Origin of the sequence: Leisingera sp. M527, assembly GCF_025141525.1 — a bacterium.
Taxonomy (GTDB): domain Bacteria; phylum Pseudomonadota; class Alphaproteobacteria; order Rhodobacterales; family Rhodobacteraceae; genus Leisingera.
Genome location: NZ_CP081042.1, coordinates 1 through 26,602 on the forward strand (window position 1 = coordinate 1; position 26,602 = coordinate 26,602).

10 protein-coding genes and 4 pseudogenes are annotated in these 26,602 nt (G+C 58.9%); 2 read left to right on the forward strand and 12 right to left on the reverse strand.

Going from position 1 to position 26,602, the window contains the following annotated elements; genetic code table 11:
* Positions 1–171 precede the first annotated feature (171 nt).
* Both K3555_RS24065 and K3555_RS24070 read right to left on the reverse strand, forming a co-directional pair.
* On the reverse strand, positions 172–696 hold the full coding sequence (locus K3555_RS24065; RefSeq protein WP_260009335.1) for a redoxin domain-containing protein: 525 nt from the start codon (positions 694–696) through the stop codon (positions 172–174).
* A 56-nt stretch (positions 697–752) separates the two neighbouring features.
* Positions 753–1,502, reverse strand: a complete 750-nt coding sequence (locus K3555_RS24070) for a hypothetical protein (RefSeq protein ID WP_260009336.1) — start codon at positions 1,500–1,502, stop codon at positions 753–755.
* Here K3555_RS24070 and K3555_RS24075 point away from each other — a divergent pair.
* Complete coding sequence (locus tag K3555_RS24075) at positions 1,471–2,130, forward strand: MarR family winged helix-turn-helix transcriptional regulator (protein WP_260009337.1); 660 nt, start codon at positions 1,471–1,473, stop codon at positions 2,128–2,130. The two genes, K3555_RS24070 and K3555_RS24075, sit on opposite strands and share 32 nt — an antisense overlap.
* Positions 2,131–2,829, forward strand: coding sequence for an MOSC domain-containing protein (locus K3555_RS24080; RefSeq protein WP_260009338.1), 699 nt, complete (start codon positions 2,131–2,133; stop codon positions 2,827–2,829).
* Between the two features lie 474 nt (positions 2,830–3,303).
* Here the strand turns inward: K3555_RS24080 and istB are convergent.
* The 10 genes and pseudogenes from istB to K3555_RS24130 all read right to left on the reverse strand — a co-directional run bounded on the left by istB (position 3,304) and on the right by K3555_RS24130 (position 26,509).
* A pseudogene (istB, locus tag K3555_RS24085) lies at positions 3,304–4,052 on the reverse strand (IS21-like element helper ATPase IstB).
* Positions 3,982–5,582: pseudogene (gene istA / locus K3555_RS24090) on the reverse strand (IS21 family transposase). The pseudogenes istB and istA overlap by 71 nt, the downstream one beginning before the upstream one ends.
* A gap of 293 nt (positions 5,583–5,875) precedes the next feature.
* A pseudogene (locus tag K3555_RS24095) lies at positions 5,876–6,392 on the reverse strand (transposase); the annotation flags it as partial.
* A 122-nt stretch (positions 6,393–6,514) separates the two neighbouring features.
* Positions 6,515–6,845, reverse strand: a pseudogene (locus K3555_RS24100) (DUF2326 domain-containing protein); the annotation flags it as partial.
* Positions 6,846–6,868: 23 nt separating this feature from the next.
* Positions 6,869–9,049 carry a type I secretion system permease/ATPase gene (locus K3555_RS24105; RefSeq protein ID WP_260009339.1) on the reverse strand — a complete coding sequence of 727 codons (2,181 nt, stop codon included), beginning with the start codon at positions 9,047–9,049 and terminating at the stop codon, positions 6,869–6,871.
* Positions 9,049–10,446, reverse strand: a complete 1,398-nt coding sequence (locus K3555_RS24110; RefSeq protein WP_260009340.1) for an HlyD family type I secretion periplasmic adaptor subunit — start codon at positions 10,444–10,446, stop codon at positions 9,049–9,051. Before K3555_RS24110 ends, K3555_RS24105 begins: the two co-directional genes overlap by 1 nt.
* On the reverse strand, positions 10,430–12,667 hold the full coding sequence (locus K3555_RS24115; RefSeq protein WP_260009342.1) for a type I secretion system permease/ATPase: 2,238 nt from the start codon (positions 12,665–12,667) through the stop codon (positions 10,430–10,432). The genes K3555_RS24110 and K3555_RS24115 overlap by 17 nt, the downstream gene beginning before the upstream one ends.
* A 100-nt stretch (positions 12,668–12,767) precedes the next feature.
* On the reverse strand, positions 12,768–13,679 hold the full coding sequence (locus K3555_RS24120) for a LysR family transcriptional regulator (RefSeq protein ID WP_260009343.1): 912 nt from the start codon (positions 13,677–13,679) through the stop codon (positions 12,768–12,770).
* 160 nt (positions 13,680–13,839) lie between these two features.
* Positions 13,840–24,825, reverse strand: a complete 10,986-nt coding sequence (locus tag K3555_RS24125; RefSeq protein WP_260009345.1) for an NPCBM/NEW2 domain-containing protein — start codon at positions 24,823–24,825, stop codon at positions 13,840–13,842.
* Between the two features lie 781 nt (positions 24,826–25,606).
* A complete protein-coding gene (locus tag K3555_RS24130; protein ID WP_260009347.1) occupies positions 25,607–26,509 on the reverse strand; it encodes a LysR substrate-binding domain-containing protein in 903 nt (300 codons plus the stop codon).
* Positions 26,510–26,602 lie beyond the last annotated feature (93 nt).

Sequence of the window (26,602 nt, forward strand, 5' to 3'; positions counted from 1 at the left end):
GATAATGCATGGAGGTCTTCCGGCCAGCCATTTTGGATCCGCCGGGGCCTTTCGGCAGGCCGCCGCCCAAAGACTGTCGGCCTGTTGACCGCCCCAGTCATGTTTTTGCGCAACGGCTGGCCCGGCCCCGAAGAAACCTTCGCCTTGGTCTGCAGCCAGGCTGCAGGCGCTTCACACGGTGCAGCCATTGTCGCCGCACCGGCTGGAGGAGTCCGGCTGCTGATCTGCGGCCGCAGCAGCAGCCTTGCCGGCAAGCAAGCTGCCAATCTCCACACCCACCTGCAGTTTTGAGACCTGGCCAAAGTGATGCGCTGCAATCCGGCCCGACTGATCCAGCAGAACCAGGCTCGGCGTTCCATGCATCCCGTAGGCGCCCATGGTCTCCGGCAGCGGCCCTGCCCCCTGTTTGTCGACCGCAACAGGAAACGTAATGCGGTATTCATGCAAAAAGGCTTTCAGCGATACCGGGGTCATGGCTTCGTGGTGCTCAAAGACAGTGTGCAGTCCGATCACCGCCACCTGATCGCCGGGAAAGTGCCGATGCACCTCTTGTGCCAGGGGAATGCCATGGGCGACACAGCCAGGGCACAGCATCTGGAAGGCCTCAATCAGAACAACTTTTCCGTGGAAATCTGACAGCTTGAGGTTCCTGTCAGTGTTGAACCATTCACTGACCTGCAGTTCAGGCGCTTGCATTTATTCTCTCCTGTTCAGCAGCCGGCCGCCTGCTTGGCGCGGCCGGCTGCTACCGGTTATTGAAGTTTGCCCGGCAGGCTCAGATCGCCTGAGGCTACGTCGAATACATCGGTGACACACAGCAGCGGCGCATGAATGCTGGCGTTCACCCGCAGGGCGGAAGTGACCCCGTCATAGGCAACGCCTTCCAGCTCGACGCCGCTGGCAAAGCCTGCATTCACCTTAATCTCCGGGCCGTCGAACAGCGGCGTGAATCCGGGGCTGTCGAGAAAGATCGGGAACCCTGGCCAGGTCGCGGGCAGTTCGGGCGTCGCGCCTTCTGGTATGTCGCGCACGGCGAGGGCACCGGGACCGCAGGCTTCGGTCGGAGTCAGAACAACCCAATGGCTGTGCCATTCGATGCCGTCATTGGCCGGGTCGCCGTCGCCGTTTTCATCAAAAAGCGGGGTGTCGTCAAAATCCGGGTGGCTGGTTGCAGCCATTGCCAGAATGCCGGTGCCGCCCTCAAATCCCACGGCAGAGGGATCAAGAGATGTGGGCCAGACGTAGGACCAGACATCTGACCCGCCCACTGCGCCGGTTGCAGCTGGAACCGATGCCCCGGCGGTGCCGCTGGTGGTCATGTGGAAGGTAACAGTGTTGCCGTTGCGGTGCGCATGTGCCGCAAGGATGTCGAAATCCGCCACCTTGCCGGCATCAGCCGGAGAGATGATGGCCCCCTCTTGATGAATGGCATGGCCGCCGTCAGCAACAGCGGACGAAGCACCGAACACAATGGCGGCAAGGGATATCCAGGTAAGTTCCATTTCTCATCTCCAATTATTTAATAGCGATTCGCTACTATATAAAAAACACATTGCAACTTTAATTTCGACTCGCTACTTGTTGAGCATGAAATCCGACCACGGCATCCGCATCCTCATCAACCGCCTTGCCAGGATAGATTCCGCCGCCGGCTGGACCGGCGACCTGAACCCGGCACAACGGGCAGCGCTGGAGTATCTGATTGAGGCCAATCAGTTTTCCCGTTCGCCGTCACATGTCGCCGAGTATCTGGGAACAACGCGCGGGACGATGTCCCAGACGCTGAAGGCACTGGCGCGCAAGGGATACGCTGCTGAACGCCGGCAAAAGTCCGACCAGCGATCAATTTCCTATGAGCCGACCGAGGCAGGCCTGGCCGCCGTGACAGGATCCAATCCGATTGCAGACGCAATTGGCAGCCTGCCCACTGCCGTTCAGACCGCGCTTGAGGACGGCCTGCTTCAGAGCCTTAGGCTGGCTCTGGCAGCAAACGGCGGCCAGTCGTTCGGGAAATGCAAGACCTGCGCCTATCATGACGCCGGTTCCGGAAATGGCTTCTGCACCTTGCTGGGGCTCGACCTGGAACCGGGCGAAAAAGACAAGATCTGTATCGAACACAAAGAGGCCTGAATGACCCTTCCTGAACTCTCGGCAGAAATTGGCGGCATCTTCCTGGGCAGCGTTCAGGACCGCTGGGAAGGAAAAGCACCCTCCGCCATTCAGAAAGACCGGGTGCCCGGCCTTCAGGCCATTACGCAGACCGGATTTTCAGAAGATGCGCAGGCGGACCTGACCGTGCATGGCGGCGAAGAAAAAGCCATTCACCACTACGCGCTGGATCACTATGCGGCCTGGCAGGACGAGGGGCACATGGCCGCCGGAACAGTCCCTGCGGCCCTTGGTGAAAACATCACGACAATTGGGATGACTGAGGAAAACCTCTGCATCGGGGATATCCTGAAGCTGGGTACAGCCACCGTTCAAATCAGCCAGGGCCGCCAGCCTTGCTGGAAACTGGGACTGCACACTGGAATTGAAAAGATGCCCTACCTGTTTCAGAAGACAGGCCGCACCGGATGGTATTACCGTGTGCTGGAAACCGGCGCGGCTGAAGCTGGCGGCCGCATAACGCTGATAGAAAGACGCAACCCGGACTGGAGTGTCCTGCGCGTAACCCGCGCCCGGCTGACACGCAGGGTTTCCCGCGAAGATGCCGAAGCCCTGGCAGGTCTGGCAGATCTCGCCTCCGGCTGGCGTCAGGCATTTGCGCGCATGGCCGAAGGCCTTTCAAGCGAGGACACAAGCGCAAGGCTTGCTGGTCAGTATTGACACCGGCGCCATCGCTAAACTTGGTTATGGATGTTGCGCGACAAGTACCGCTTTCCCAACTGTGAATGACTGTTTGCTCAATTCGGAAAAGTTGTTCTCACAACTACAGCGAAAGGGCGGTTTGATATTAATGCCTCAAATTGACTTTCAACAACCGTTCTGACGACATCGGTTGCACGGCAGCTATGATGGTGCCGCACTTGCGAGCGGATGCTGCGTCAGCAACCTGCCAAAACGTAAATGTCGGGCTTGTCCGCTCCTCGATAGCCGCTCCTCGTTGCAGCGAAAGGACGGTTCGAATTTCGCGCCTCAGACTGGTTTTGAATGACCGATTTGGCGACATCGTGTCAATCGGCATGGAACTTTGACCCCCTATAGGCATCCAAAATTGACCCCCTGTTTGGCGTGCGGTTAGCTGGCCCGATGCGGCGCAGCCTCCACTCAGCGAAGCCGTATCGGGCCAGCGTCGGTCGGCTATTCTCGGGTTTTGAAGCGCCAGCTCTCGTTGCCTGTTTCGACGATGTCGCAATGGTGGGTAAGGCGGTCGAGCAGTGCAGTGGTCATTTTGGCGTCGCCGAAGTCGAGGTTGGTCGTCACGATGATCGATGTGCGCTCGTAGAGGCGGCTGATGAGATGGAACAATAGCTGACCACCGGTTTGTGCGAAGGGGAGATAGCCAAGCTCGTCGAGGATCAGGAAGTCGAGGCGGCACAGCAGATCTGCCGTGCGTCCCTGTCGGTCGGCGCGGGCTTCCGTATCGAGTTTGTTCACCAGGTCCACAACGTTGAAGAAGCGCCCCCGTCTGCCGCGGCGGATGCACGCCCGGGCGATGCTGACGGCCAGGCGGGACTTACCGGTCCCTGTGCCGCCGATCAGCACGACATTGCGTTGCTGCGCCAGAAACTCTCCGGTCGCCAGATCACGGACCAGCGCCTCGTTGACCGGCGTGCCTTCGAAGCTGAACTCATCGGCTTCTTTCGCCAGGGGCAGTTTGGCAATCGTCATCTGGTATTTGATCGAGCGCACCTGCTTCTCACTGATCTCGGCGTTCAGCAGATCGCCCCCTCTCGGCAGCATGCTGCGCATGCGCCTGCCGGGCAATGGATGATCTGTTGCGGTTCGTGCTGACGCTTCACTGCCGTGGCGATGGTCTCATCGTAGGCGGCCTTCATGCCGTAGAGCTTCAGCTGGCTCATCGCGTCCAGCACCTGTGATCTTTCCAGGGATGGGTCTCCTTAGGCTGTCATAGCGTTTGCAGTCGGCCACGGGCTCGCAGGTCAGTCGCAGCGCGTCGGGCGTATCGATGGTCAGCGGCGGCGGCGGTTCACGATGCCGGGCCAGAATGTTGATGACGACCGAGGCCGCGGGGGCCCCTTCGTTCAGCGCTTCGGCACAGGCAGCATCCACTGCATCCAGCCCATCGGTCGGGATCATGCTCAGGATCTGGACCATCTGCCGGTCGCCATTGGGCACCTTGCCCAGTTTGCGCTGAATGCGCCTGATCGCTGATGGCAGCTCCCAGTCCTTGAAGGGAGCCCCATTCCTGAGGGCGTCCCGCTGCCCGGCAGCGCCCGAAGGCTCGATCATGCCGCCCTACGATCTTGCCGTCCTGCCAGATCTCGACCCGCTCGGCATAGGCGCGGATCTCGACTGGCCGGCCGACGGCGCGGCCATCCACCGAATAGCGGTTCTTGTCGAACCGGACGAGACAGGTCTTCGAGACTGATGCCGGAACAGCGTGGAATCCATCAAAGGGGCCGGCATATGGCACCAGACTCGCCCGCTCGCCCTCGAAGACCTCCCAGATCGTGCGGTCTCGAAGCTCCTGATGCGGATGAGATTTGGCCCAAGCAACGCAGCGGTCCTCGAGCCAGGCGTTTAGTTCGGCGAAGCTCTTAAACTTGGGCCTGGGCACGAAGAAGCGACGCCGGGCAACGCCGACCTGGTTCTCGACCTGCCCTTTCTCCCAGCCAGACGCCGGTGTGCAGGCAGCGGGATCGACAAGATAGTGCCCGCACATCTGCTGGAAGCGCCGATTGCAGGCCCGGTCGCGGCCCACGAAGATCGTGTCTGCCGCCGTCTTCGCTCGGCCTGGCCTCGGACCCATGGCGGCCAAACCTCGCTATCGTAGATCCCGCGCGTGCAGGCCCCGCCGAAGAAGGCGAAGGCCTTGTCATGGGCATCGAACACCATCTCTTGCGTCTCGCGCGGATAGGCCCGGACAAACAGCATGCGGCTGTGGCAAAGCCTGACATGCGCCACCTTCACAGTGGTGGTCGCGCCGTCGATCACCACAATCTCGTGGCTCCAGTCGAATTGGTAGGCCTCGCCCGGATCGAAGATCAGCGGGACATAGGCGGCCGCGGAGGCCTCTTGTTCTTCCTTGGACCACGCGGCCGCGTAACGCCGGACAGCATCATAGCCGCCGTCATATCCAAGGGCTCTCAGTTCTTCGAATATCCGGATGCGGGTCAACCGCTCGCGCTTTGGCTTCCTCGCATTCGCCGCCAACATCTCTTCGAGCTTGTTTTTCCATGGCCCGATCTTTGGCAGAGGCTGAACGCTGCGTTCGTAGGTTGCTTCCGTCACACCAGACCGGATCACCTTCCGCACCGTATTCCGCGATACCCGCAGTACCCGGCAGATCTGCTTGATCGGTTTGTTCGGCATTGGCCTCGGACCAATGGCGGCTCAATGCCTCAATCCTGAAAATACGCCCGCCGGATCTTTGCTATCGTCTCCACGACCAACATCCCACTCTGTGCTCCCCGATAAGCTCGGGGGCATCATTCACATCAGTGTAAGGGGGTCTTTTTGGACGCCGATTTCCCCGCTACGGGGTCAAAATTGCATGCTTGTTCACAGACATCGGCTGCAACGCAGCGATGAGCGTGCCGCACCTGCGAGGGAAGGCTGCGTCAGCGAAGGCGGGAAAACGAATGTCGGTTGTGTCCGCATCTTTCGAGTTTGAGCATGGCGCAGCGAATGGCAACTACCTTTGCATGTTCTAAATTGTTCTAAATTTTGGCCACTTTCACATGCTCGGGCCTCTTGGGCCATATTGGCGCGCCAACTCAATCATGTCCGCGACCAGGCGCGCCTCGCCGGCCCGGCCTCTTGGCAACTTTCTCTGCGCGGAACGGTGCTGCCCCAGGACACGGCAGGCCTTCCGTTCCGACACCCTGAACTGACTGCGTACATGCTCAATGCAGGCCCGGCGGCGAGCCGGGCTCAGGGGCTCTGCCCGTTCAGGCCTGAATTGATCCACCGGATCAATTCCTAAACGGCCATCCCTCCCGTTGCGGCCTCCGACAGGATGAGCTTGTCCAGGGTCAGATCCGAAACGGCGCGACGCAGCCGCTCGTTCTCTTTTTGCAGCCGTATTGTTCCCTGAGCTGGTCGGTTCCCATCCCGCCATATTGCTTGCGCCAGCGGTAGCAGGTCTGCTCAGTGATGCGCACTTCGCGGATCGCATCCACGCGCTGCATTCCCTGACCGACAAGCACCTCAACCTGCCGCAACTTCGTGATAATCTCTTCGGGCTTGTGTCGCTTCGTTCCCATTCTGATCCTCCGTTTTCCTAAACATAACGGCGGGGCACTTCAGTGGGGGGATCACGGCGTTTGAAGGATGTCTCATAAATTGGCAGCAGACGGAACCCGCCCGTTAATCCGTCGATCTGGAGCTATCGAAATCTGAGACCAAAAAGGCCGCCTGTTTGTTCTTGGTTTGTGAGGCGGGTCGGAACCACGTACTGTTGCACATCAAAACCGTCTTGAAACCCATCCTCAGGCAGCGCGTCAGAATTCATGGTCACGATGTATTTTGAAACCGACCTTTTCCGCGTGGCTAGCCCCGAGTTGAAGGGCCTTAGCGCATTGTCTCTCATCAACACCATAGAAAAGATGACTGTCATGAATCAGGAAGCCTGGGCCAATTCCGCGCTTCGTCGTCAGTTCAGCCAACATCAGATCGAAACAGAAGATCTGCATGCTGTTGATGCCTTTGCTCTGCTGCGCGTAGAAGCAGCCCCCATCCGTTAACCGTTCTGAAGCTGCCACAGATCCGCGTAGGCCCGCCCGTATTCCAGCAACTCGCCATGGGTGCCCTGTTCGATGATTTCGCCCTTGTCCATTACAAGAACACGGTCGCACAGCGGCATGCAATTCAGCCGGTGCGCGATCATGATAACGGTGCGGCCATCGATTATTTCCGGCAGTCTCCGCAGAATTCCAGCCTCGGTCTCATAGTCCAGCGCCGAGGTGGCCTCGTCGAAAATCAGGATCTTGGGATCCGCCACCAGCGCGCGCGCAATGGCAATCCTCTGGCGCTGGCCGCCGGACAGGTTGCCGCCCCGCTCGCCGACTTGCGTGTCGAAACCATGGCGCAGCTGCTCGACGAATTCGCTGGTGCCTGACAGCCGCGCGGCATGCAGGATCTCCTCTGGCTTCGCCGTCGGATTGCCGAGGGCGATATTGTCCCAGACTGATCCGTTGAACAGGAAGTTTTCCTGCAGCACCACCCCCATGTTGCGGCGCAGGTTGGCCGGGTCGGCCATTGCAAGGTCAACATTGTCCACAAGCACCTGGCCGCTTTGCGGCACGTAAAGCCGTTGAACCAGTTTGGTGATGGTGCTTTTGCCCGATCCGGACAGTCCAGTCAGCCCTATCACCTCTCCGGCATTGACGGTCAGGTCAACGCGCCGCAGAACCTCGGCACCATCGGGTGAATAGCGGAAAGTCACCTTCCGCAGATCAATGCGCCCTTTGATATCTCCTAGCGAGGAGCGGCCGGCACTGGCTGCGGTCTCGGGTTCCTCCTGCAGAATGTCGCCGATCCTGCGGATGGAGATCCCGGTGTGCTGGAAATCCTGCCAGATCTGCGCCAGCCGCAGGATCGGCATGGTGACATGGCCGGACAGCATGTTGAAGGCGACCAGCTGGCCTACGCTCAGCTCGCCTTCCAGCACCAGGCTGACGCCAAACCACAAAAGCAAAGCCGCGGACACCTTCTGCACCAGACCGATGGCTCCGCCTGCCCAATGGCCCAGCATGCTGGCCCCGAAGGTCGCCTTGAGCGACGCGCCCAGCCTGTCTTCCCAAGCCCGGGCGAATTGCCCGCCCATGCCCAGGGACTTGATGGTTTCAATGCCGGTTACGGTTTCGGTCAGAAAGGCAGAATTTTCCGCATGCCGTTCGTATTCCCGCTCCACCCGCTTGCGCAGAAACGGCCCGATGATCAGCCAGGTCAGCCCGAACACTGCAAGTGTCGCCAGAACAACAAAGGCCAATTTGCTGGAATAGGCAAACATGACCGCCAGGAAAACGCTGATGAAACAGAGGTCCACCACCATCATCAGGGCAGAGCCGGTCAGGAAGTTGCGGATATGGTCCAGTTCCTTGACCCGGGCCAGGATTTCCCCCGCCTGGCGGTTGCGGAAGTAGTCCAGCGGCAAGTAGACCAGATGCCGGAACAGGCGTGCGGACAACTCCGAATTGGCACAGCTTGCCATGTGGGAAAACACCAGCGACCGCAGAAATGTCATCAAAGGTTCAAAGAAGGCAATCCCGATCAGGGCAATTGCCAGTACGTCCAGGCTTTGCAGGCCCCGGCTGACCAGGACCTTGTCGATCACAACTTCGAACAGCTTGGGCGACACCAGGGCAAAGGCCTGAATGATCAGCGAGGCCAGCAGAATGCGCCGGAACCGCGCCTTGTGCTTCAGGATCGAAGGCAGAAACCAGGAGAACCCGAAAGCCTTTTGCCCCGACATCCACGACGGTTCCCGGCTGCACAGGATGACCTCGCTGTCAAAGTCGCGGGCAACATCTTCGGGGGCATTGCGGGTGGTGCCGCCTGTCAGCGGGTTTGTGACCTGCAGCTGCCCGCCGACTGCGCCGGTAACGGCGTACCATTGCCCGGTATCAGCCTTGCGGATCAGGTATGGCACCGGGGCAGACAGCAGCCGCCGTTCCGGCAGGGGCGCCAGCCGCGCCTTGATCCCCATGCGTTTGGCGCAGCGGATGATGTCAGTGGCATCAAAGGCAGCATCGGTTTTGCCGTGCAGATGCCAAACCTGGCCGGCATCCGCTGCAACATCCAGCTGACGGGCCGCCGCCAGAAGTGCCAGCAGGCCCGTGTCCTGCTCCGGAGAGACCGCCGCCGCATCGCTTCCCTGCAGGAAGGCTGTATCCTGCAGGCTTTCTGCTGCCATGCTCATTACCGTTCCCTCAAGGTTTCGGACTGGTATTCGCGCAGCGGACTGAGGACGTAATCAATGATCCGCCGGTCCCCGGTCTTGATTTCTGCGGAAACGGTCATACCCGGCGACAAGGCGATGCGCTCGCTGCCGGATGCGATCACCAACCGCTCCAGCACAACCCGCGCCGGATAAACCAGCCCCAGCCGCTCATCCTCAATGGCGTCGCCGGACACATTTTTGACCTCGCCCACGACAGTGCCGAACTTGGTGTAGGGGAAGCTGTCGATCTTCACTTCAACCGGATGGCCGTCACGGACAAAGCCGATGTCCTTGTTCAGAACCATAACCTCCGCTTCAAGGTTTGCGGCATGCGGCACAACAACAAGCAGTTCCTGAGCGGGCTGGACAACGGCACCAATCGTCGAGACTGCAACTTGCTGAACCACGCCGCTCACAGGTGCGGTTACGGTCATTTTACGCGCGTTTTCATCGGCCTGGATCAGCTGGTTGCGCAGGTTCGACAGCTGGATCTGTTCCTGCGAAAGCCGGTCCAGCAAAGACTTGCGGGTTTCATAGCCGAATTGCTCGATCTGCTGGTTGAGGTCGTTCTCCTCGGACTTCATCTGAGTAAGCGACACCTCGGTCTCTGCCAGCTCGCGGCGCTGCTCGATCAGCTCGCGCGACAGTTCCAGAAACTGGTAACGCGGAAACAGGCCCTGTTCCATCAGCGTGCGGCGGCTGTCCAGACGTTCCTGAGTGTTTTCAATCAGGGCCTTGGTCTCGGCAGCAATGGCGCCCGAGGCCTGCTGCCGCAACCGCACCTGCTCGACCCTGTTCTGCAGAACAGTCAGCTGGGATCCTGTGCTGTCGGTCTCGGCCTCCAGACGGTTCTGCGCAGTCTGTGCCAGCGCAGCGGGCGTCCCCTCGGGAATCAGAAAATCACCCAGCGGCCCGCCGCTCAGCAAGGCTTCCAGCCGGGCAACCTCGAGTGCAGCCGCCTGCAGCTGGCCCCGCAGCCGGTCGCGTTCAGCAGCGGCAGAGGTCGGGTTCAGTTCAATCAGCGTGTCCCCTGCCCTGACCTCCTGCCCATCACGGACCGAGATCAGGCTCACTTCTCCGCGCTCCGGCGCCTGCACCACTTTGGAACGGTCATCAACGATCAGCCGCCCCGAAGCGGTGGCGATAATGTCGATCCGCCCATAAAGCGCCCATAGAACGACCCCGATGCACAGCAGCACAATCGCAAGGCTGAACCCCCGTGCGGCACTTGAGGGCGGCCGCTCCAGGATTTCCAGATACTCCGGCAGGAATTCCAGCTCCAAGGAGCTGCGGTTCCCCGTCTTGGCGGCGGGAGCCGGTTTCGCGGCAGGCTTTTGCTCCGCCGCTTTCCGGCGCCGTTTAGACAATAAGTCCATCTGCCTCTCCCTTTGCCAGGGCTGCTTCCGCAGCCTTGGGGGTCTGCCCCTCAATGGCGAGTTCGCTTTTTTGCAGGTTCCACAGGTTGCGGTAGGCGCCATCCGGGTTCTGGATAAGCGTATCGTGGGTTCCGCTTTCGATAATCCGGCCTTGATCCAGCACATGAATACAGTCGCAGTCCCGGACGGTGGACAACCGGTGCGCAATCACAATGACGGTCCGGCCCTTGCGGATTTCATCCATATTCTTCTGGATCAGTGCCTGGGAATGATCATCCAAAGCCGAGGTTGCTTCGTCCAGGATCAGAATGCCAGGTTCGCTGAGCAGCGAGCGGGCAATGGCGATCCGCTGCCGCTGCCCCCCCGAAATCGAACTGCCGCCTTCGGACAGGATAGTGTCATACCCGTCTTTCATTTCGAGAATGAACTCATGGGCCCCGGCCTTGACTGCGGCTTCAGCGATATCCGCCAGCGGCGCCGATGGCCGGGTCAGTGCAATATTGTCACGCACGGATCTGTTGAACAGAAAATTCTCCTGCAGGACGATGCTGGTGTTCTGCCGCAAGGACACGGAATCCAGCGTTGCTATGTCGGTGCCGTCAATGCACACTCTCCCGCTTTCGGGAATATAGAGTTTCTGCACCAGCCGTGCGACCGTGCTTTTGCCCGATCCGGACCGCCCGACAAAGGCAACCATCTGGCCGCCGGGAATCTCCAGGTTGAAGTCCTGCAGCACCGGTTCGCCATCCGGCGCATAGCGGAAAGTGACGTCCTGGATGGAAACGGCCCCCTTTGCGATACGCTGCACAGTTTTATGGGCCTTGGACACTTCGGGGATCGTGTGCAGCACATCGCCCAGGCGCTCGACCGAAACCCGCGTCTGCACGAACTGGCGCCAAAGCTCGGTCAGGCGCAGAACCGGCTGGCTGACGTGGTTGGCCATCATGTTGAACGCGATCAGCTGCCCGATCGACAGCTCCAGGCCGATAACCTTGCGCGCGCCGATCCACAGAACCAGAACCATCGTCAGCTTCTGAATGGCCTGCACCAGCGTGTTCGACAGCTGCATCAGCCGCTGAACCTTGTAGTTCGACAGCACAAAGTCGCGGGTCTGGTATTCCCATCGCCGGATCATCTGGGCTTCCAGCGCCAGCGCCTTGACTGTTTCGACCCCGGTCAGCATTTCGGTCAGAAACGACGTGTTGACGGCGCCATCCCGGTACAGCTCTTCGATCCGGCGCTGCAACGGCCCCGTTATCAGGAAAGAGACCGCCATATAGCAGGGCACCGAGGCCAGTACGACAAAGGTCAAAACTGGTGAATAATAATACATCACCGCAAAGAAGATAAAAGTGAAGCTAAGGTCGATCACCAGCGTGTTCGCCGCACCGGTGATGAACTCGCGGATTGAACTCAGCTCGTTCACCCGCGCAACGGTCACACCAACCGGGCGCGACTTGAAGTAAGTGAGGGGGAGGTCAACCAGATGCCGGTACAGATTGCCGCCCAGCCGGGCATCGATCCGGGTTGCGGTGCGCGTTGCCAGATACTGCCGCAGCGTCTTCAGCGCCACCTCGAACACAGCCACGGCAATCAGCGTGACCACCAGAACATCCAGGGTTGAAACAGAGTTATGGACCAGCACCTTGTCCATAATGACCTGAAAGAACAGCGGCGAAATCAGGGCCAGGCATTCAATAGCCGCTGAGGCCGCCAGAATTTCAAACGCCAGCCCCTTGTACCGGGTCAGTTCCGGCAGGAACCAGCGGATGTCAAACTTCTGAACAATCTTGTGAAACCGTTCGCGTACCCGCAGCACAGCCGCCTTTCCGGACCAAATGCCGGCAAATTCTTCACGGCTCAGGGCTTCGGGAGCAGCCGCGTCCGGGCGCTGTATCAAGGCGTTCTGATCCGAAAGGCTGGCCAGCAAAAACCAGGCTCCGGCTTTATCCTGCAGGATCAGCGGCAAAGGCTGCTTTTCCAGCTTCGCCTGTGTCAGGTTGTGAAAGCGCATTCTGAGCTTAAGGGCCCGCGCGGCGGAGCGGGCAAGACGCTCTTCCGCCGCATCTCCCTTCTTATTCAGCAGCTTGCGGACTGTTTCCTCTGCCTGCGGAATCTGCATGACCCCGGCCCAGATTGCCAAACACTGGATCAGGCTGCCTGCCCCGCGGCTGGTCTCCGGGCTGCATTCACCGCCATCTTTCAGGGAGACCGGGGTCATGCCATCGCACCAAAAAGGTCAGCAGCCTGCCGCCGGTTGCCGCAAGCTGCCTGCATGCAGGCGACAGCAGATTTTCGCATCGTGATGTCCGGGCAAGCCATTACGCTTCCTCAAAAACAGAAGCCAGCTGCTTCGCAAGTTTGCGCACGCAAGCTGGGGAATTCGGGTCGCAGACCACATGGAAATCAATCCTCCCAAGTTCAGGAAGGTGTTTGTCCAGCATCTTGACCGAATAGGGGTTTCTGTTCGCTCTCAAGAAGGAATCGACCGTAAAGCCAACGCCATAGCCGCGCCGGATCGCATCAAAATATGAGGTGAGAGAAGATGTTTCAAAAACCACCTGGTGCGCCCGGTTGCTGCGTTGCAGGATTTCATCTGCCGACGGACCGCGGCTGACATTGCCGCGCCAGATGACAACCGGGACTTCGGCATCATTTGCCAATGTGTTTTCGTCGAACTGCAGGCCGCAGATCCAATTCAGCGTACAGCGTTTGGAAAAAACGCTATTCGGCGGCTTTCCTTCCCGGCTGCAAACCACTGCAACTTCGATCTGCCCCAGTGATACTTTTTTCACCAGGTTGTCTTCGCTGTCAGTAACAATTTCCAGTTTCGGCCCGGTTCCAGGCGTGTCCAGTTTCCAGATCATTTCTGGTCCGAAAAAGAACTCAACAGCAGGCAGAACGCCGATCCGGAACCGTGCGCAGCTGGTATTGCCAATCAGTCCCTCGATTTTTTCCAGCTCTCCCACAATGCGCTGCGTGATCTGGTAGAGCTGCTGGGCCTGTTCTGTCATGCCCCGGTGCGGGTTCCGTTCAATGAAAAGAGAAAACTGCACCGTATCTTCCAATCGCTTTATGCGATTGCTGATTGCCGGCTGCGATAGGTTCAGTTTCTTTGAGCACGCGGTATAGGACTTAAGCTGCGCGAGTTCGAAGAACGTCCTCAAAAGGTCGATGCTGACCTGGCTCATATGCGCCAATCCTGTATTTGGGGGATCGTTACGTGCCAGCATAAGTTTACTCTCCTTAACAACTAACCACAATTCACTATAGCTGCCGGCACGGAAGCACCTGCATTGCGGCAGAGGCCTCTGATTGTGAAAGAGTGTGCCGTGCACATGTTGCGGGCACCGGATTTGCACCGGTGCCCGCTCTCGATTGACGGGATTGCGGTTACACGGCTGGTGTGACCCACAGACGGGTGATCTCTTCCTGGATCGTTGCCCCCGATTGTGTTGCCGCACCGTAGTCAAACCGTGCATGCCCCGCCATCTGAGATACCAGCAGATCGATGTTCGCGCTCGACAGGCTTTTGCCGCCGGTTGCAAGTTCTTCGATTTTGCCTGCGCCGTCTTCGCTGAAGTAGCCATTGATACGCTGGCTGCCGTCAGCTTCAGAACCGCCTTCGCTGTTCAGGATGTAAAGATCCTCGCCGTCCCGGGTGAACCACAGGTTGGATATCCCGATGGACTGGCCGTTGAGGTCTTCATAGATGATCCGGTCGGTGCCTCCGGTGTCCGAGATCACATCATGGCCGTCGCCGGCGCTGTAGATATAGGAGTCATCTCCCTGGCCGCCCCGAAGGTCATCGTCTCCCTGGCGGCCGCGCAACAGGTCATTGCCGCCCTGCCCGTCCAGATAGTTGCTGGCGGCGTTGCCATAGAACTGATCACCGTGAGAGGAACCGATGGACCCTTCAAAATTGGTGAGTTTGTCTTCCTCATACCAATTGCCGTCACCAGCCTGGTAGCGTGCAAACTGATTGCTCCCCAACTCGATCCAAACAGCGTGGTTCGCATCATAGTAGCTGGCAATATCATATCCGGACCCGCCATTCAGGTCATCGACAAACGACCCGCCGTTGATCAGGTCATCGCCAGCCCCGCCAGTGATTGTATCCTCGCCATTTCCGCCCTGAAGGAAGTTTGCGCCGCTGTTGCCAATCAGCACGTCATTCAGCCCGCTGCCGATGACTCCTTCAAAACCGGAGACACTATCGCCGTTGTTCCAAACACCGCTAGCAAAGTACTGCTCAGTCTGATCGCCGTTGAGATCAAACCGAATAGCCCAGCTCGCTCCTTTGTAGCTCGCGGTGTCAAAACCATCGCCGCCTTCCAGGTGGTCCAGCCCTGCACCGCCATGAATGAGGTCATCACCGCTTTTGCCGTAGAGGAAGTCCCGCGTATCTCCGCCAGACAGGAATTCATCCGCATCCGTCCCGACAAAATAGTCTTCGCCGGCGCCGCCAATCCGCTGATTGGCAAAGCTGCCGTTGAAGTAGTCAAAGGCGGTCTTCTGCCTGTCCGACACAGTGTGGATCTGGGCCTGCGGCAGCGGAGCTTCGGCGGGCCGCACAAACCGGGCACCCGCCCAATCCGCATGATCGCCGCCATTCCCGTCTCCGGCATCATCGACAACCAGCCGCAATTGGGAATAGCCCGCAACCGACACATCGACTTTGCCTGCACCGTCGCTTCCGGTCAGTGTGCCGCTTTCGAACAGCAGCTGGTTGTCGCCGTAGACCTTGAAGGTAACAGAGCCGCCTGCGCCGACTTCGTCATCAACACCGATGTCAGAGATGAACCGGCGGGCACCCTTGGGAATATCCACCATGATCTCCGACCCGGCATGCACGCCCAGGCCTTTGGCATAGGTTGCCCCGCCGATTGTGATCTGCTTCCCGTCAGCCGAACCGGCTTCACCATTCGACCGATCACGCTCCGCTGCACCCCAGCCATTGCTCTGTGAACTGAAGGCCAGATCGCTGAGATAGACGTTCTCTTCACCAAGCGCGTTGGGCACAGATTCCGTAATGCCGGTGGTGGTAAAGGTGATCTCTTTGATCCAGCGCGCCTTGCTGAACGTCCCGCTGACCCCGACCAGCCGATAGCTCTTGTAAGGGATGCCACCGGTCCGGATCTGGACCGTGTCGCTGCTGTTGCCCGCAGGTTCCCAGTCATAGACGTCCGAAACATCCTGCCAGTTTCCTGCGTTATCCAGAGCCTGGATCTTGAACTGGCTCTTCGGATCAGCTGCATTCTGGCTGCGCAGGAGTTCGATCGCGGTGTCAGCCCCCGCCTGTTCATCCTCAGCATAGGCCCTGCTCGACAGATCGCTGTCGATGGTCAGGCTGGTCAGAATGATCTTGTCAGCCAGGTCAAACTTGATCCAGGCGTTACCGTTCAAAGCGACATCATCTTCGCCTGTTGCCCAGGCTGTTGCGTCCCGGTTCAGCTGCCAGCCGTCCACGATGTTCGAGGGGTTGGAGCGGCTGCCCCAGCTTGTCGAATCCACCTCCGACACCCCGATGTCCGAGCTGCTGGAATGCGGAACTGCCAGCGAGCTGGCTGCCGCGCTCTCCAGAATTTCACCTGACTTGATCTTGCCGCCATCCAGATCCCGGTTGGCCCAATAGCTGCGTACAGTCGAGAACGTCGACAGAGAATCGCTGACCGACACTTGGATCAGCCCGCCCCGGTCGCCTGCCTCGTAGCTGGCGAATTTTTCGTCACCAGACACAATATCCGCTGCTGACACCCCGGCATCAATAAAGCGCTTGATGGCATCGGCACTGGTGATGCCAATCCTGAAATAGGCATCAATGCGGGCATGATCGCTGAGGCCCTTTTCAGCCATCACAGCTGCAACTTCCTTTGCGGCTGACCGCTGGTATCCGGCAATAAAGAGGGCCTTTTCGATCAAGACTGCATCCTGGCTGGTGGCCGTGCCGCTGATCAGATCCCGGACCGTCTTCACGTCCTGCGGCAGAACCCCTTCGCTCAGGTACTGCTCGCCCTGGATTGCGTTCAGACCCCCGTCTATTGCAGCCAGTACAAATTCTGCATTGGCGCCAATTCCCCGCAGCTGGGTCACAAAGGCCAGGTCGAATTCTTCCGGACGGATCTTGTCCCGAACTCCGGAGGACGCATCTTTCAGCAGTTCATCGCTGAACAGCTTGATGATCTCTGCGTCGTGCAGACCTGCTTTCAGATACGCTATGGCATTGGATACAGCAGGCTTGTCCAGGAAACCGAAGTCATCAACCAGCTGATTGATCAGATTGCTGACATCGCCTTGCAGCCTCTGGCCGCGCAGCAGCACCTTGGCCTCTGCGGCAGTCAGCGACTGATCCAGATATTCGAACCCGGCTCCCGAAGGCCACCGGTCTCCCGCCAGTTCATATGCGTTGTCGCCAAAATAGAGCTTGCCGTCGAAGTCCGGATCGAATTCCTCGGGCGAAGAATGCTGCAGACCGGAGCGGAAGGCCTCCATCGCGATGGAAGGCAGTTCTGTCTGGAACAGCATCCCCTCGGTATCATGGGCAATCCGCAGACGGCGGGTGACCGGGTCCAGCGCGACAAGGATCTGGCCCGCGTCGAACGATTTCAAGTGCGCAGATCCTGCTGCCGTCTGGAACTGGCGGATATGGCCGCTCCATTCGCGCAGGTGCAATTCCAGATCGCCTTCCCGGTTGACCTCAATCCGGATACCCGGCTTGCTGCCCCAGGACGTCTGGTCGAAGATCGTCACCTTGGTATCGAACTGGCTTTTGTCCTCTTGCGACACAAAGGCAAACTCACGGTCCGCCAGCTGCTGCCGTCCGGATGCTGTTCTGGGGGCTTCAACCAGGGTGTCTTCAACGTTGAACGCCTCCACGGATTGCGCCTCAGCCGCGGTCAGCCCGGCATTGACATAGTGGACCACGTCTTTCCGGGCGATGCCGGCGTCCAGATAGGCCTGGAACTGCGGATCCCCGTCCGGAAGCTGCACATCATGGTTATAAGTGTCACCATGCGTTGCCGTGGCACTGCTGCGCCAGGCAAAGCTGATCAGATCCGGCTCCAGATAGTAGTTCTTGAAGTAAAGCGACTGCGACCCGTCAGCCGAGGTCAGCTTCAAATCAAGGCCGATCACTTCCTTTGTATAGGCGGCCACATCCGTGTCCAGTTCAACATACCCATAGCCCTGGTTGCTGCCAAAGGCGAAATGCGGCTGCTGCGGCAGGTCGAAGAAATGCGGCTTTCCGTTGTCTATCAGCTGGATGCGCTGGTGGTTGCGGGCATCCAGTTCATAGAAATTGGTCTCTCCGGAAACCAGCGCAGGCAGCCCGTAGTTGAATCCGCTTACACCCAGGCGGACCCGCAGGTGGCGCGCTTCGGTTTCCCGGTTGAAGTTCTTCAGCGTGACCTGGCTGTTCTGATAGGACAGGATCAGATCGCCGCCCTGATGGGTCAGCACCACGTCGCGCATGTCGCCCGATGCAACGCCGTCCAGCTGCAGCATGTCATAGGTCAGTGCGCCGTCGGTGTTGTCGATGACAAAGGATTTGCTGCCTGACAGGTCCACTATATACGTGTCGCTGCCTGCGCCGCCGGCCATTTCGATGTAATTGGCCCCTGACAACTCGTCGTCACCGCTGCTGCCCAGATAGCTGTCTGTTTCCGCCGCAATCGCCTGCGCGGTCACCGACTGCCCATTCACCGTCAGCCCCGGAGCAGAAGCAGCCGCGTAATAGCCTTCAATCAGCAGCGACTCCTGCGCCTCCAGCCCCAGCGCGGGGTCCAGGCGGCTTTCGTCATAGACCAGCAGATCATCCCCCATGCGCAGATAGGCAATCTGCGACAGGGATGCGATGGAAACCGCCAGCCCCGCTGCGGCGTCCGCCTGTGCGACATAGCGGCCTTGCGCATCAGCGGAACTCAGTTCAACCGCATCGCCTGCCTTGACCGAGGTTGTCGAGCGCAAACCGGACACGGCCTCTTCCGCCTCGGCTGTCCCGCCGGCAAGATTTTCTGCGGACAGGCGGCCGCGGCCTTCCAGCGGCAGCTCCAAGAGTGCAGGTACCGCATTTTCGGTGCCCGGCTTATTGGCATAGATCGTAATCTGACCTGCATGGGCGTGATAGTCCGGGATGAGCACCTCAATGGTGTCATCGAAAGCGAAGTACAGCAGGGTCAGCTGACCGTCTTCCGTGTAGAAATAATCCACCTTGTTGAAATCGACATTCAGGACAACCGACATCATCCTTTGCGTGCGGGGTTCCAAAAGGAACGCACCAGCCCCCTCATTCAAGCGGTAAGTCGACACAGCCTGATCGCCGGCAAGGCGGGTAATGTCGTTGTCGCCAGCCGCCTTCTTCTTGAAGACAAAGGACTTGGACACCCGTTCCAGCGAAACCGGGTAAACGTTGCTGCCGTCACCCCGGTACTTGTTTTCCAGCGTCAACGAGAAGCTGGCGCCGCTCTTGTCCCGGAACTGCAGGATCTTGTTCTTGCGCACCGTGCCGTCGCCTTCGAAGATATCGCCGATCTGCAGGGTCTTGCCGTCCGGCCCGCGCAGCACCAGCGCGTTGGCCGAGGTATCCAGCGTATAGCGGTCGTAATTGTCCGGCAACTCGATCAGCGCAGCCTGCGGGCCGTCGTTCTTGTCCAGCCAGATCTGGCCGTGGCTGCCCGCGCTCCACAGGAAAGTGTCGTCGCTGGTGCTGTGAATAACGATGCCGCTGTTGACGACAATTGTATTGGCGCCGCCGCCGCCATGCACCTCATAGCCGCTGGCAAAAAAGCCATCGCCGCGCACATCCAGCAGATTGTCGCCATCGTCGCCATAGACCTTGGTGAAGCTATGCGCATTCACCACCGAGATGTTCTCAATGCTGCTCAGGTTGAAGTTGATCGGATCCGGATGTGTAATCCGCCCGGTTCCCGCTTTCAGATCAATAGTCGCCGAATGCCCATCCGCATCCAGGATCAGCGTATCAACCCCGGCGCCGCCGTCCAGGTGGCCAACCTTGGCTTCCGAGGACATGTTGTAGACATCCGCCAGATCGCCGCCGGTCAACCGCGTCAATTCTGTGGAATTGTCCAGGCTGAACAGGTTCTTCTTGGCCAGATCGCCAATGATTGACTCGCCCGCCTTACGGCCAAGCTCCGCCCAGACCGTGGTACCGGTTGCGATCAGATGCGTGGTGATCCGCTCCAGGTTGCCGAAAACCGGATCTTCCTGCTGCAGCAGATAGCCAACCTCGTCCTTGTCGCCGTCATTGTCACCATCATAGTCGACAATGCCATAGTTCACGTTGAAGCTGCGGTTGCGGACATTCAGGTCTTTGTTGCCGCTTTTGGCAAAGATGTCCGACAAATAGGCCTTGGTTTCGTTCCAGCCGTCCAGCAGGCTGGTTTCCGTGTCGGCTGCGGCTTCCTCGCCCTGCTTTTTGGCCTTGGCTTCCTTGAACCCGCGGGTTTCCACGCCGACCCAAGCGGCAAAGAACTGATGCACCTTGTCCGCGGTGTTCTCAAAATAGTCGCCGTATTCCTCGATCTGCAGCGCACCTTGAACAATGCCCTGGATAATGAAGGCCGCAGCACCGATGGCCAAGCCGATCGGGCCGGCAGACGAGGCGACTGTCGCCAAAAGCGATCCGGCCGCGGCGGCAGCCGCAACTGTCGTGCCTGCAGCGGATGCCGAAACGGCGGCCGCAATGGAAACGCCGGTCAGCGCCACACTGGCTGCCAGGGACACCGTGGTGATCACGGTGCTGGACACCAGCGACTTGTATTCGATGCTGCCTTGATCGCCGTTGTTGTTCCAGAAATCCTTCCATTCCAACCCGATGGAGGCCAGGCTGATCGGCGCCAGCAACAGATCCAGCCCCCCCGCCTTGACCGCCTTGCCAACGGTTCCCAGCGCCTTGCCCGCCAGCTTGAAGCCGGTGCTGATACCTTTGCTGACCACTGTCGGCAGTGCCACGCCGCCAGCCAGTTCCGTCACGGTCAGGGCTTTCTGGGTGGTGTTCAGGTTGTTCCAGTCAGTAATGACCGAGCGGACCGAATTCAGCGTCGTCAGGGTGGTAAAGCTGATGTTAGCCCCGTTCAGCGCCTTCTGCGCCCGCGACGGGCTGAAGTTGCGGCGCAGGGACTGCCCCAGTTTCTGGGTCTCCAGATCAGTGTCCTGACGCAGCTTTGTTTCGATGCCCCGGTACAGTTCCGGGTCAATCTTGGTGAGAGCGCTGACCAGTTCCAGCCGGTCCCTGTAGGTGCCGCTGTTGACGATCTTGCGGACGGCATTGACATCCAGCGGATCCGCATATGGCCCGGCCCTGAACACACCCTGGTCGTTGAGATAGCCCATCGCGTCGGACCGGGTCCAATCGGCCATGTCCACAATCGCGGTTCCGTCATCCAGTCCGCGCACGCTGCGCCGCAGCTGATCCGTCGCGGCGATTTCGAGCAGCTGCAGGTCGGACGCACCGCGGTGCTTGTTTCTGAGCGCCTGAAAATCCTGCTCACTGTAGCCGTTCAGCTGCTTGGACAGCTCGGCAACCCTCAGAACCGACGCCGTGTCCTCAACCGTCAACCCGAATTTAGCCTGCAGCTCCTGTGACTTGCGCAAATTTCGACTCTGGCCGGTTGCAGTCTCGATTGCCTGATGGAAGTCCGGTGCGGCCTCATAAGCGCCCGTGATCTTGGACGTGACCACATCCGCCAGCGATTGGGCCAGATCTGTTGTTCCAACCTTGCTGTCCTGCAAAGAGTCGGAACTGAAGACCTTGGTCAGATCGCCGCCTTCCGCCTCCAGCCGCTGCTTCAGGATGACAGCGAGCTTTACCTTCTCCGCATCCGCCAAATCGCTGGACAGAACGCCTTCCAGGCCGCGCACATCAAACCGGAGATCAGACAGCATTGCGCCGCCGCTCACCAGCGTATTGAACACATTGCCGGATACCTTGAGCCCATGCACGGAGGTGGCCGCGTCATACAGCGCCAGCGCCGAGACGGGCTTGCCGTTCAGGCTGATATCCCCAAGCTTGGACAGGCGCTGCCGCTCGGTCACAAAGCCATCGCCCTCCAGCAGACCGTCAAGCGCCGTGAAGGCCTCCTTGCCGGAAACTTTTGCTGGATCGAACTGGTAGGTGTCAAACACCAGGCTGCCCGAGGAATTCTTCTTTGTGTCATAATAGGAGGCAAGGCTGCCCTCCCAGTGCCCGCCGCTGCTTTTCTGCTGCAAGTGGCTTTCGATGACCGATTTCAGGGCCCCTGCTGTTCCAGCTTCGGAGGATGACGACAGTTTCACTTCGGCAGCATTGGTTTCATAGAAGTGATAGCTGGCGGTGCCGCCGGACACTTTCTTGGCCACGGCAAAGGCGTGGTTGCCGGTATGCAGCTCGTAAAATGCATCGCCGGACGCTGCTTGCAGCCGGGACATCACCTGGTCCAGCGTCAGGCTTCCCTGCCCGTTCAGCACCGACTGTGCTGCATCGCCGGAGTTGCCAAAGGCGCTCAGGCGGCGGATCAGGCTTTGGAAGCCGACACTTTCCACATCTTCGCGCACCGAACTGCTGCTGTTGTCCACGATTCTGGAGTGGGTGAACACGCCGTCCAGAAACTTCTGCTTGGTGCTGTCGGACTGCGACAGGCTGTAGAGATAGCCCAGCGACAGGCCAACACACTGCCCGCAGGGCTTACCGTCCTTGCCGACCCCCACATACAGCGACTGAGGTGCATGACGCACTTCCGTTGTGAACTGCCCGGCCGGGGCCTTGCTGTCCACCATCCGGGTGAACCCGGCAGAAACTTCCCCGGCAACGGCTTCCCAGTTCAGAAGACGTTCGAGATCGCTGCCGTCATCGCCCAGAAGATAGGTTTGGTCTTCCGCTGACCCTGCCCGGCGGCGGCTGGTTCCCGCCTGGCTTTGAGGGGCCTTGTAAAAGGTCAAGTTCTTCTGGATTTCCAGCGTGTGGCCTATGGTATAGCCTGCCGAACCGCCTGCCTTGACCACAAAACCGCCTGAAACAACAGCCTTGTCGGTGAACCCGGATTGCACCGAAACATCAAAGGTCAGCTGATTTGCGTTCTTGGATTTAGTGGGGTCTTTCAAGATCTTCTGAACGTCTTTCTGGAACCCAGTGTTGTCAAATCCGACCTGCTTTCCGGCACTGTCCCGCACGATATGCTTCTTGTAGAGCGCTTCGGCCGCATCGTCACGGATCTTGAAATCCACCACGAAATTTTTGGATTTGTCATTGCCAAAGGCCTCACCGGCCGCGCTGGACAGCTGCCGTGCTTGCGCCCGCCACTCATTGAAGACATCACGCCCGAACAGCTTCTGCAAACCGTTCTTAAACCCCAGAATTTCGCGGCCTAATCCAGTAAGCGTGTTTTTGTGCAGGGAGAATGGGATCGTGAACTGGCCTTTCTCGGCGATTTTGGCCTGGCCTAGCCGAGCCTCGGCAGTGGCGTAGCTTTGCGCGGCAGACCCGGAGACATTGTCAGGGCGGGCGCCTTCAGCCCGCAATCCGGCGCCGCCGGAAATTGGCGTCCAGCCCAAATTGATGCCGCCTGATGTGTTCGATTTCCGTTTTGCCACCGCTGCCGGATCGTTCAGAAGCAGCTTGTCGATATCAACCTTGGTGACTTCCTTGTTGCCCGGCGTGGATACTGTGATTGAACCGGATGAGGTTCCATCTGCTGCTGCTGCATCTCCGGTACTCCCCGCAACGCCGCTCGACAATCCTGCCGCCACCTCGCCCTTCTTTTTAATTTCACGGGTATAGTTCTGGAAGTCGATCGCTTCCAATTCCCCTGTGTACAGCTGCTCAATCAGGTACTGGACCGCCGTCAGATTGAGGTTCTCCGACGACCAGGTCGCCGTCTTCTGGTAGTTGATCAGCTTCACATCCAGAGTCGGCTGTGTGTAAGCAACGTCAACACCTGCACCATAGTCGCCCCGGATCTTAAAGGACCTGCCACTGGCGATAACAAGATCCACGGAATAAACGCCGTCTTTCGCCTTGATAGTGAAGACAGCAGTCGTGTTAGAATCAAGGCTCGCCCCGGCTTTGAATCCTGCTCCAACAGTTCCTTTGGCGCCAATCCCATGGCTGCGCTCCGACTGGAAAGCAAAGGACGTTGTCCCGATGTCATCCGCCATTGAGGTCGGAATATCCTTCAGGATCTCCAGCTTCTGAGTATCGGTCAGTTCGCCAAGCGCCGGATCCCGGTTTGGTTTCACAACATGTTCAAAGAAATAGTCGAAGGGTTTGGTACGCGCTTCGCTGCTGTTGAATTGAGCAATCCGGCTCTTCAGCCCTGCCAGATCTTCGATGTCGCCATCGGTATCTTCCAGCAACGGCGTTTCCCCGCTTGTTCCTGCACGTGCCTCAACAATCCGGGTTTTGACCGCGTTGACGCGCTTTTTCACCAGAGAGCCGGAGCTGGAAGCGCTCTCCTTCAGCCGTTTGGCCGCGCCGAGAAAACTGGTTTTCAGGCTTGGGCGTGCATCCGGGTCAACTGATGTGCCTGTGGTTCCCGACTGAACAAACGGGGTCGCAGATTTGAAAAAGGCGGTCTTGGAGGATTCAGGTTTGCGCAGCTCGGCCAGAGTCTGATAGTCGAATTTGACCACATCAACCTTCGAGTCATCTCTCTGGTTTACACCCAGAAGCCCCGCCGCATCCTGACTTGCCGCCCTCGTCAGCAGCCCAGTGAACTTATCCCGCGGCGTCAGTTTAGCGCGGAAGTCATTCAAACCATCCGCCAGGCTTTTGCTCTTATTTTTGTCCAAGGCCCCGCTGCTGGTACCCTCGGCGCCGGCGAACTCGATATCGAACCCTTCGCCGCCCATCTCAAAGACGCCGGCATCTTCGTCTGCCGCTTCCGCCGCGGTATCGATCTCAAACGCCTCTGCAATATCCGGATAGAGCGCGGCCGCGAATTTCGCCCCTTCATCACCACTGCTGTCGCCCTCGCCCAGCAGAGCGTCAAAGTGATGCCCCAGCTCCTCAGCCAGAAGATATTTCAGATAGGCGCGCCCCTGTGTGATCGCATCGTAGGTCAGCACGATGGTGCCGCCCGCATTTGCCGAATAGGCCGCATGCGCACCGTTCAGGCTGTGTTCCGGCAGGATTGCCAGGCCTTCCGGCATCAAGTCGTCGTCGATATTGGAAAACTTGTTGAACAGAGCATCTTCCGCTGACTGGTCGCCGCTCAGCTTGCTGAAGCTTGCACGCAGGACCTCCCGCAGCCCGGCAGCATCTTCCGACACCGCCAGATTGAGATCCGCCAGCACCTCGGCCATGACATCGGCGATATGATCGTATTCTGCCGCCAGTACGTTTTCATCACCGCTTTCAGCGTAGAGGAGGTCTTCTGTCGTTGTCATGCCGTTCAGCCCTTAATCCTGGTTGCCGTGTCCGCGCACGCCTGTGCACTTTGACCGGCTTGGTAGGAAAGCTGGGAGAAACGCTCAAATTCCTATCCGAAATACATCATTCACCATGTGAATAAGGTCACAATTACTGACGCAAATCGAAGCGAAATCTGCCCAAAGCACAGCTTACGTCATCCACTGTGACACAAACGGCCAAACCTCTGCTCTTCAATGCATTTGTCTAGAAATTCCAGCAGCTGCGCAACAGAACCACAGACAGATGCATGAAGGATGATATTCATCTTTCAGCAACTGAACCGATATGGATAACCTAACGTAAACTGCGTGCTCCGGTGCCGCTTGCACGGCACCGGCAGAGGGCCAAACCCGCAATTTAGGAGCTTCAAGCGATCAGCCGAGTCACTGCCTCAGGTGCGGGGCTTGCGGTGTTTGCTCAGCTCGCAGATCCTCAATTGAACTGAGAAACGGTCGGAAGAAACTGCCATGTCTCCAAGGCACGCATAAGACGATATCTCGGATGGTTTCTGTTCTGCCCATGTTGGAGCGTCGACTTACCGCGCAAAAGTTCCGGTTTCTCAGCCTATGTTGGTCTTCCTGGACCTGTCGTGGATTGATGCCGCCCCTTTTGATAGCATCTAGGGTCAGGACCCATTGATTTCCGGTGGGTGGCGTGATTCACGGTTCGAAAAATGAGCGGTGATATGCCTGCTGACGGGCTGAGGCCGATGCAAAGGCCGTGGAGCCAGGCTAAGCGGCAGTGTTTCTGGCGGTGTCATCCAGCTGGCGGGCTGGGTTCGGGCATTTCCTGCCGGGCCAATGTGTTTGCAGCAAACTCCATGAAGGCGCGGACCACCCGCACGTCCTGCCGCTGGGTGAGCGAGACAATGCTCTCGCCCATCGTCAGGCTCGCATCCTCCAACCTGATCTTGACCAGCCGGCTGTCATGTCCGAACTCCGCCTCGGAAACAAAACCGATGCCGGCGCCCGAGGCAACCAGTTCCCGCACCGCTTCGCGGCCTTCGGCAATAATCGCGGGTTGCAGAATAACACCCCTGCTTCGCGCCTCAGCTTCAATCTTCTGACGGGTCTTTGAGCCCGCTTCGCGGAACACCAGCGGCAGGCCCGGCAAGTCTGCAAGGTGCAGGTTCTGCCGGCCTGAAGGCAAAAACCCGCGGGCGGCAAAGGCGGTGATGCCAGTGGTGCCCAGGTGCAGCCCGGTCATGTCCCGGCCCGGGGTCAAGCTGCCTATGACACCGATCTCAGCCTTGTAGCTGCGCAGCTGTTCCAGGACGTCTTCGGTGTTCCCGGCCCTTAGAAGAATGGTGATATTCGGGTGTTTCTTGCGGAACGGCCCGAGCAGGGCAGTGATATGCAGGACCGAGTCAGCAATGATCCGCAGCTCGCCCTCCACCACCGTACCGGAATCGGACAGGTGCTCGCTGATCTGCGCTTCGGCCTCGAAATAACCTTTGGTCAGCCGCAGCAGCTCTTCGCCTTGGGGGGTTAGGGTGATCTGTTTCTTCTCCCTGCGAAACAGCAGAATGTCATGGTCCTGCTCCAGCTTGCGGACCTGTTCGGAGACCGCCGGCTGGGTCAGATGCAGCGCCCTGGCGGCGCGGGAAAAGCCGCCCAGAAGCGCGACATAGTGGAAGGCGCGAAGCTGGCTGTGGCGCATCTGTCCCCTTTCCCGGCAATCATAGGCTGAGCCTATAAGTGAATTGTTTTTTGCAATTTTACATATGGATTGGCAGGCGGCAATGATGTGTTC

What these genes read in the sequence shown, in the direction of transcription:
- K3555_RS24115 (WP_260009342.1), bottom strand. Translation starts at nt 12,667, where the DNA reads ATGACCCCGGTCTCCCTGAAAGATGGCGGTGAATGCAGCCCGGAGACC.
- K3555_RS24070 (WP_260009336.1), bottom strand. Translation starts at nt 1,502, where the DNA reads ATGGAACTTACCTGGATATCCCTTGCCGCCATTGTGTTCGGTGCTTCG.
- K3555_RS24075 (WP_260009337.1), top strand. Translation starts at nt 1,471, where the DNA reads ATGGCGGCAAGGGATATCCAGGTAAGTTCCATTTCTCATCTCCAATTA.
- K3555_RS24065 (WP_260009335.1), bottom strand. Translation starts at nt 696, where the DNA reads ATGCAAGCGCCTGAACTGCAGGTCAGTGAATGGTTCAACACTGACAGG.
- K3555_RS24080 (WP_260009338.1), top strand. Translation starts at nt 2,131, where the DNA reads ATGACCCTTCCTGAACTCTCGGCAGAAATTGGCGGCATCTTCCTGGGC.
- K3555_RS24130 (WP_260009347.1), bottom strand. Translation starts at nt 26,509, where the DNA reads ATGCGCCACAGCCAGCTTCGCGCCTTCCACTATGTCGCGCTTCTGGGC.
- K3555_RS24110 (WP_260009340.1), bottom strand. Translation starts at nt 10,446, where the DNA reads ATGGACTTATTGTCTAAACGGCGCCGGAAAGCGGCGGAGCAAAAGCCT.
- K3555_RS24120 (WP_260009343.1), bottom strand. Translation starts at nt 13,679, where the DNA reads ATGCTGGCACGTAACGATCCCCCAAATACAGGATTGGCGCATATGAGC.
- K3555_RS24105 (WP_260009339.1), bottom strand. Translation starts at nt 9,049, where the DNA reads ATGAGCATGGCAGCAGAAAGCCTGCAGGATACAGCCTTCCTGCAGGGA.
- K3555_RS24125 (WP_260009345.1), bottom strand. Translation starts at nt 24,825, where the DNA reads ATGACAACGACAGAAGACCTCCTCTACGCTGAAAGCGGTGATGAAAAC.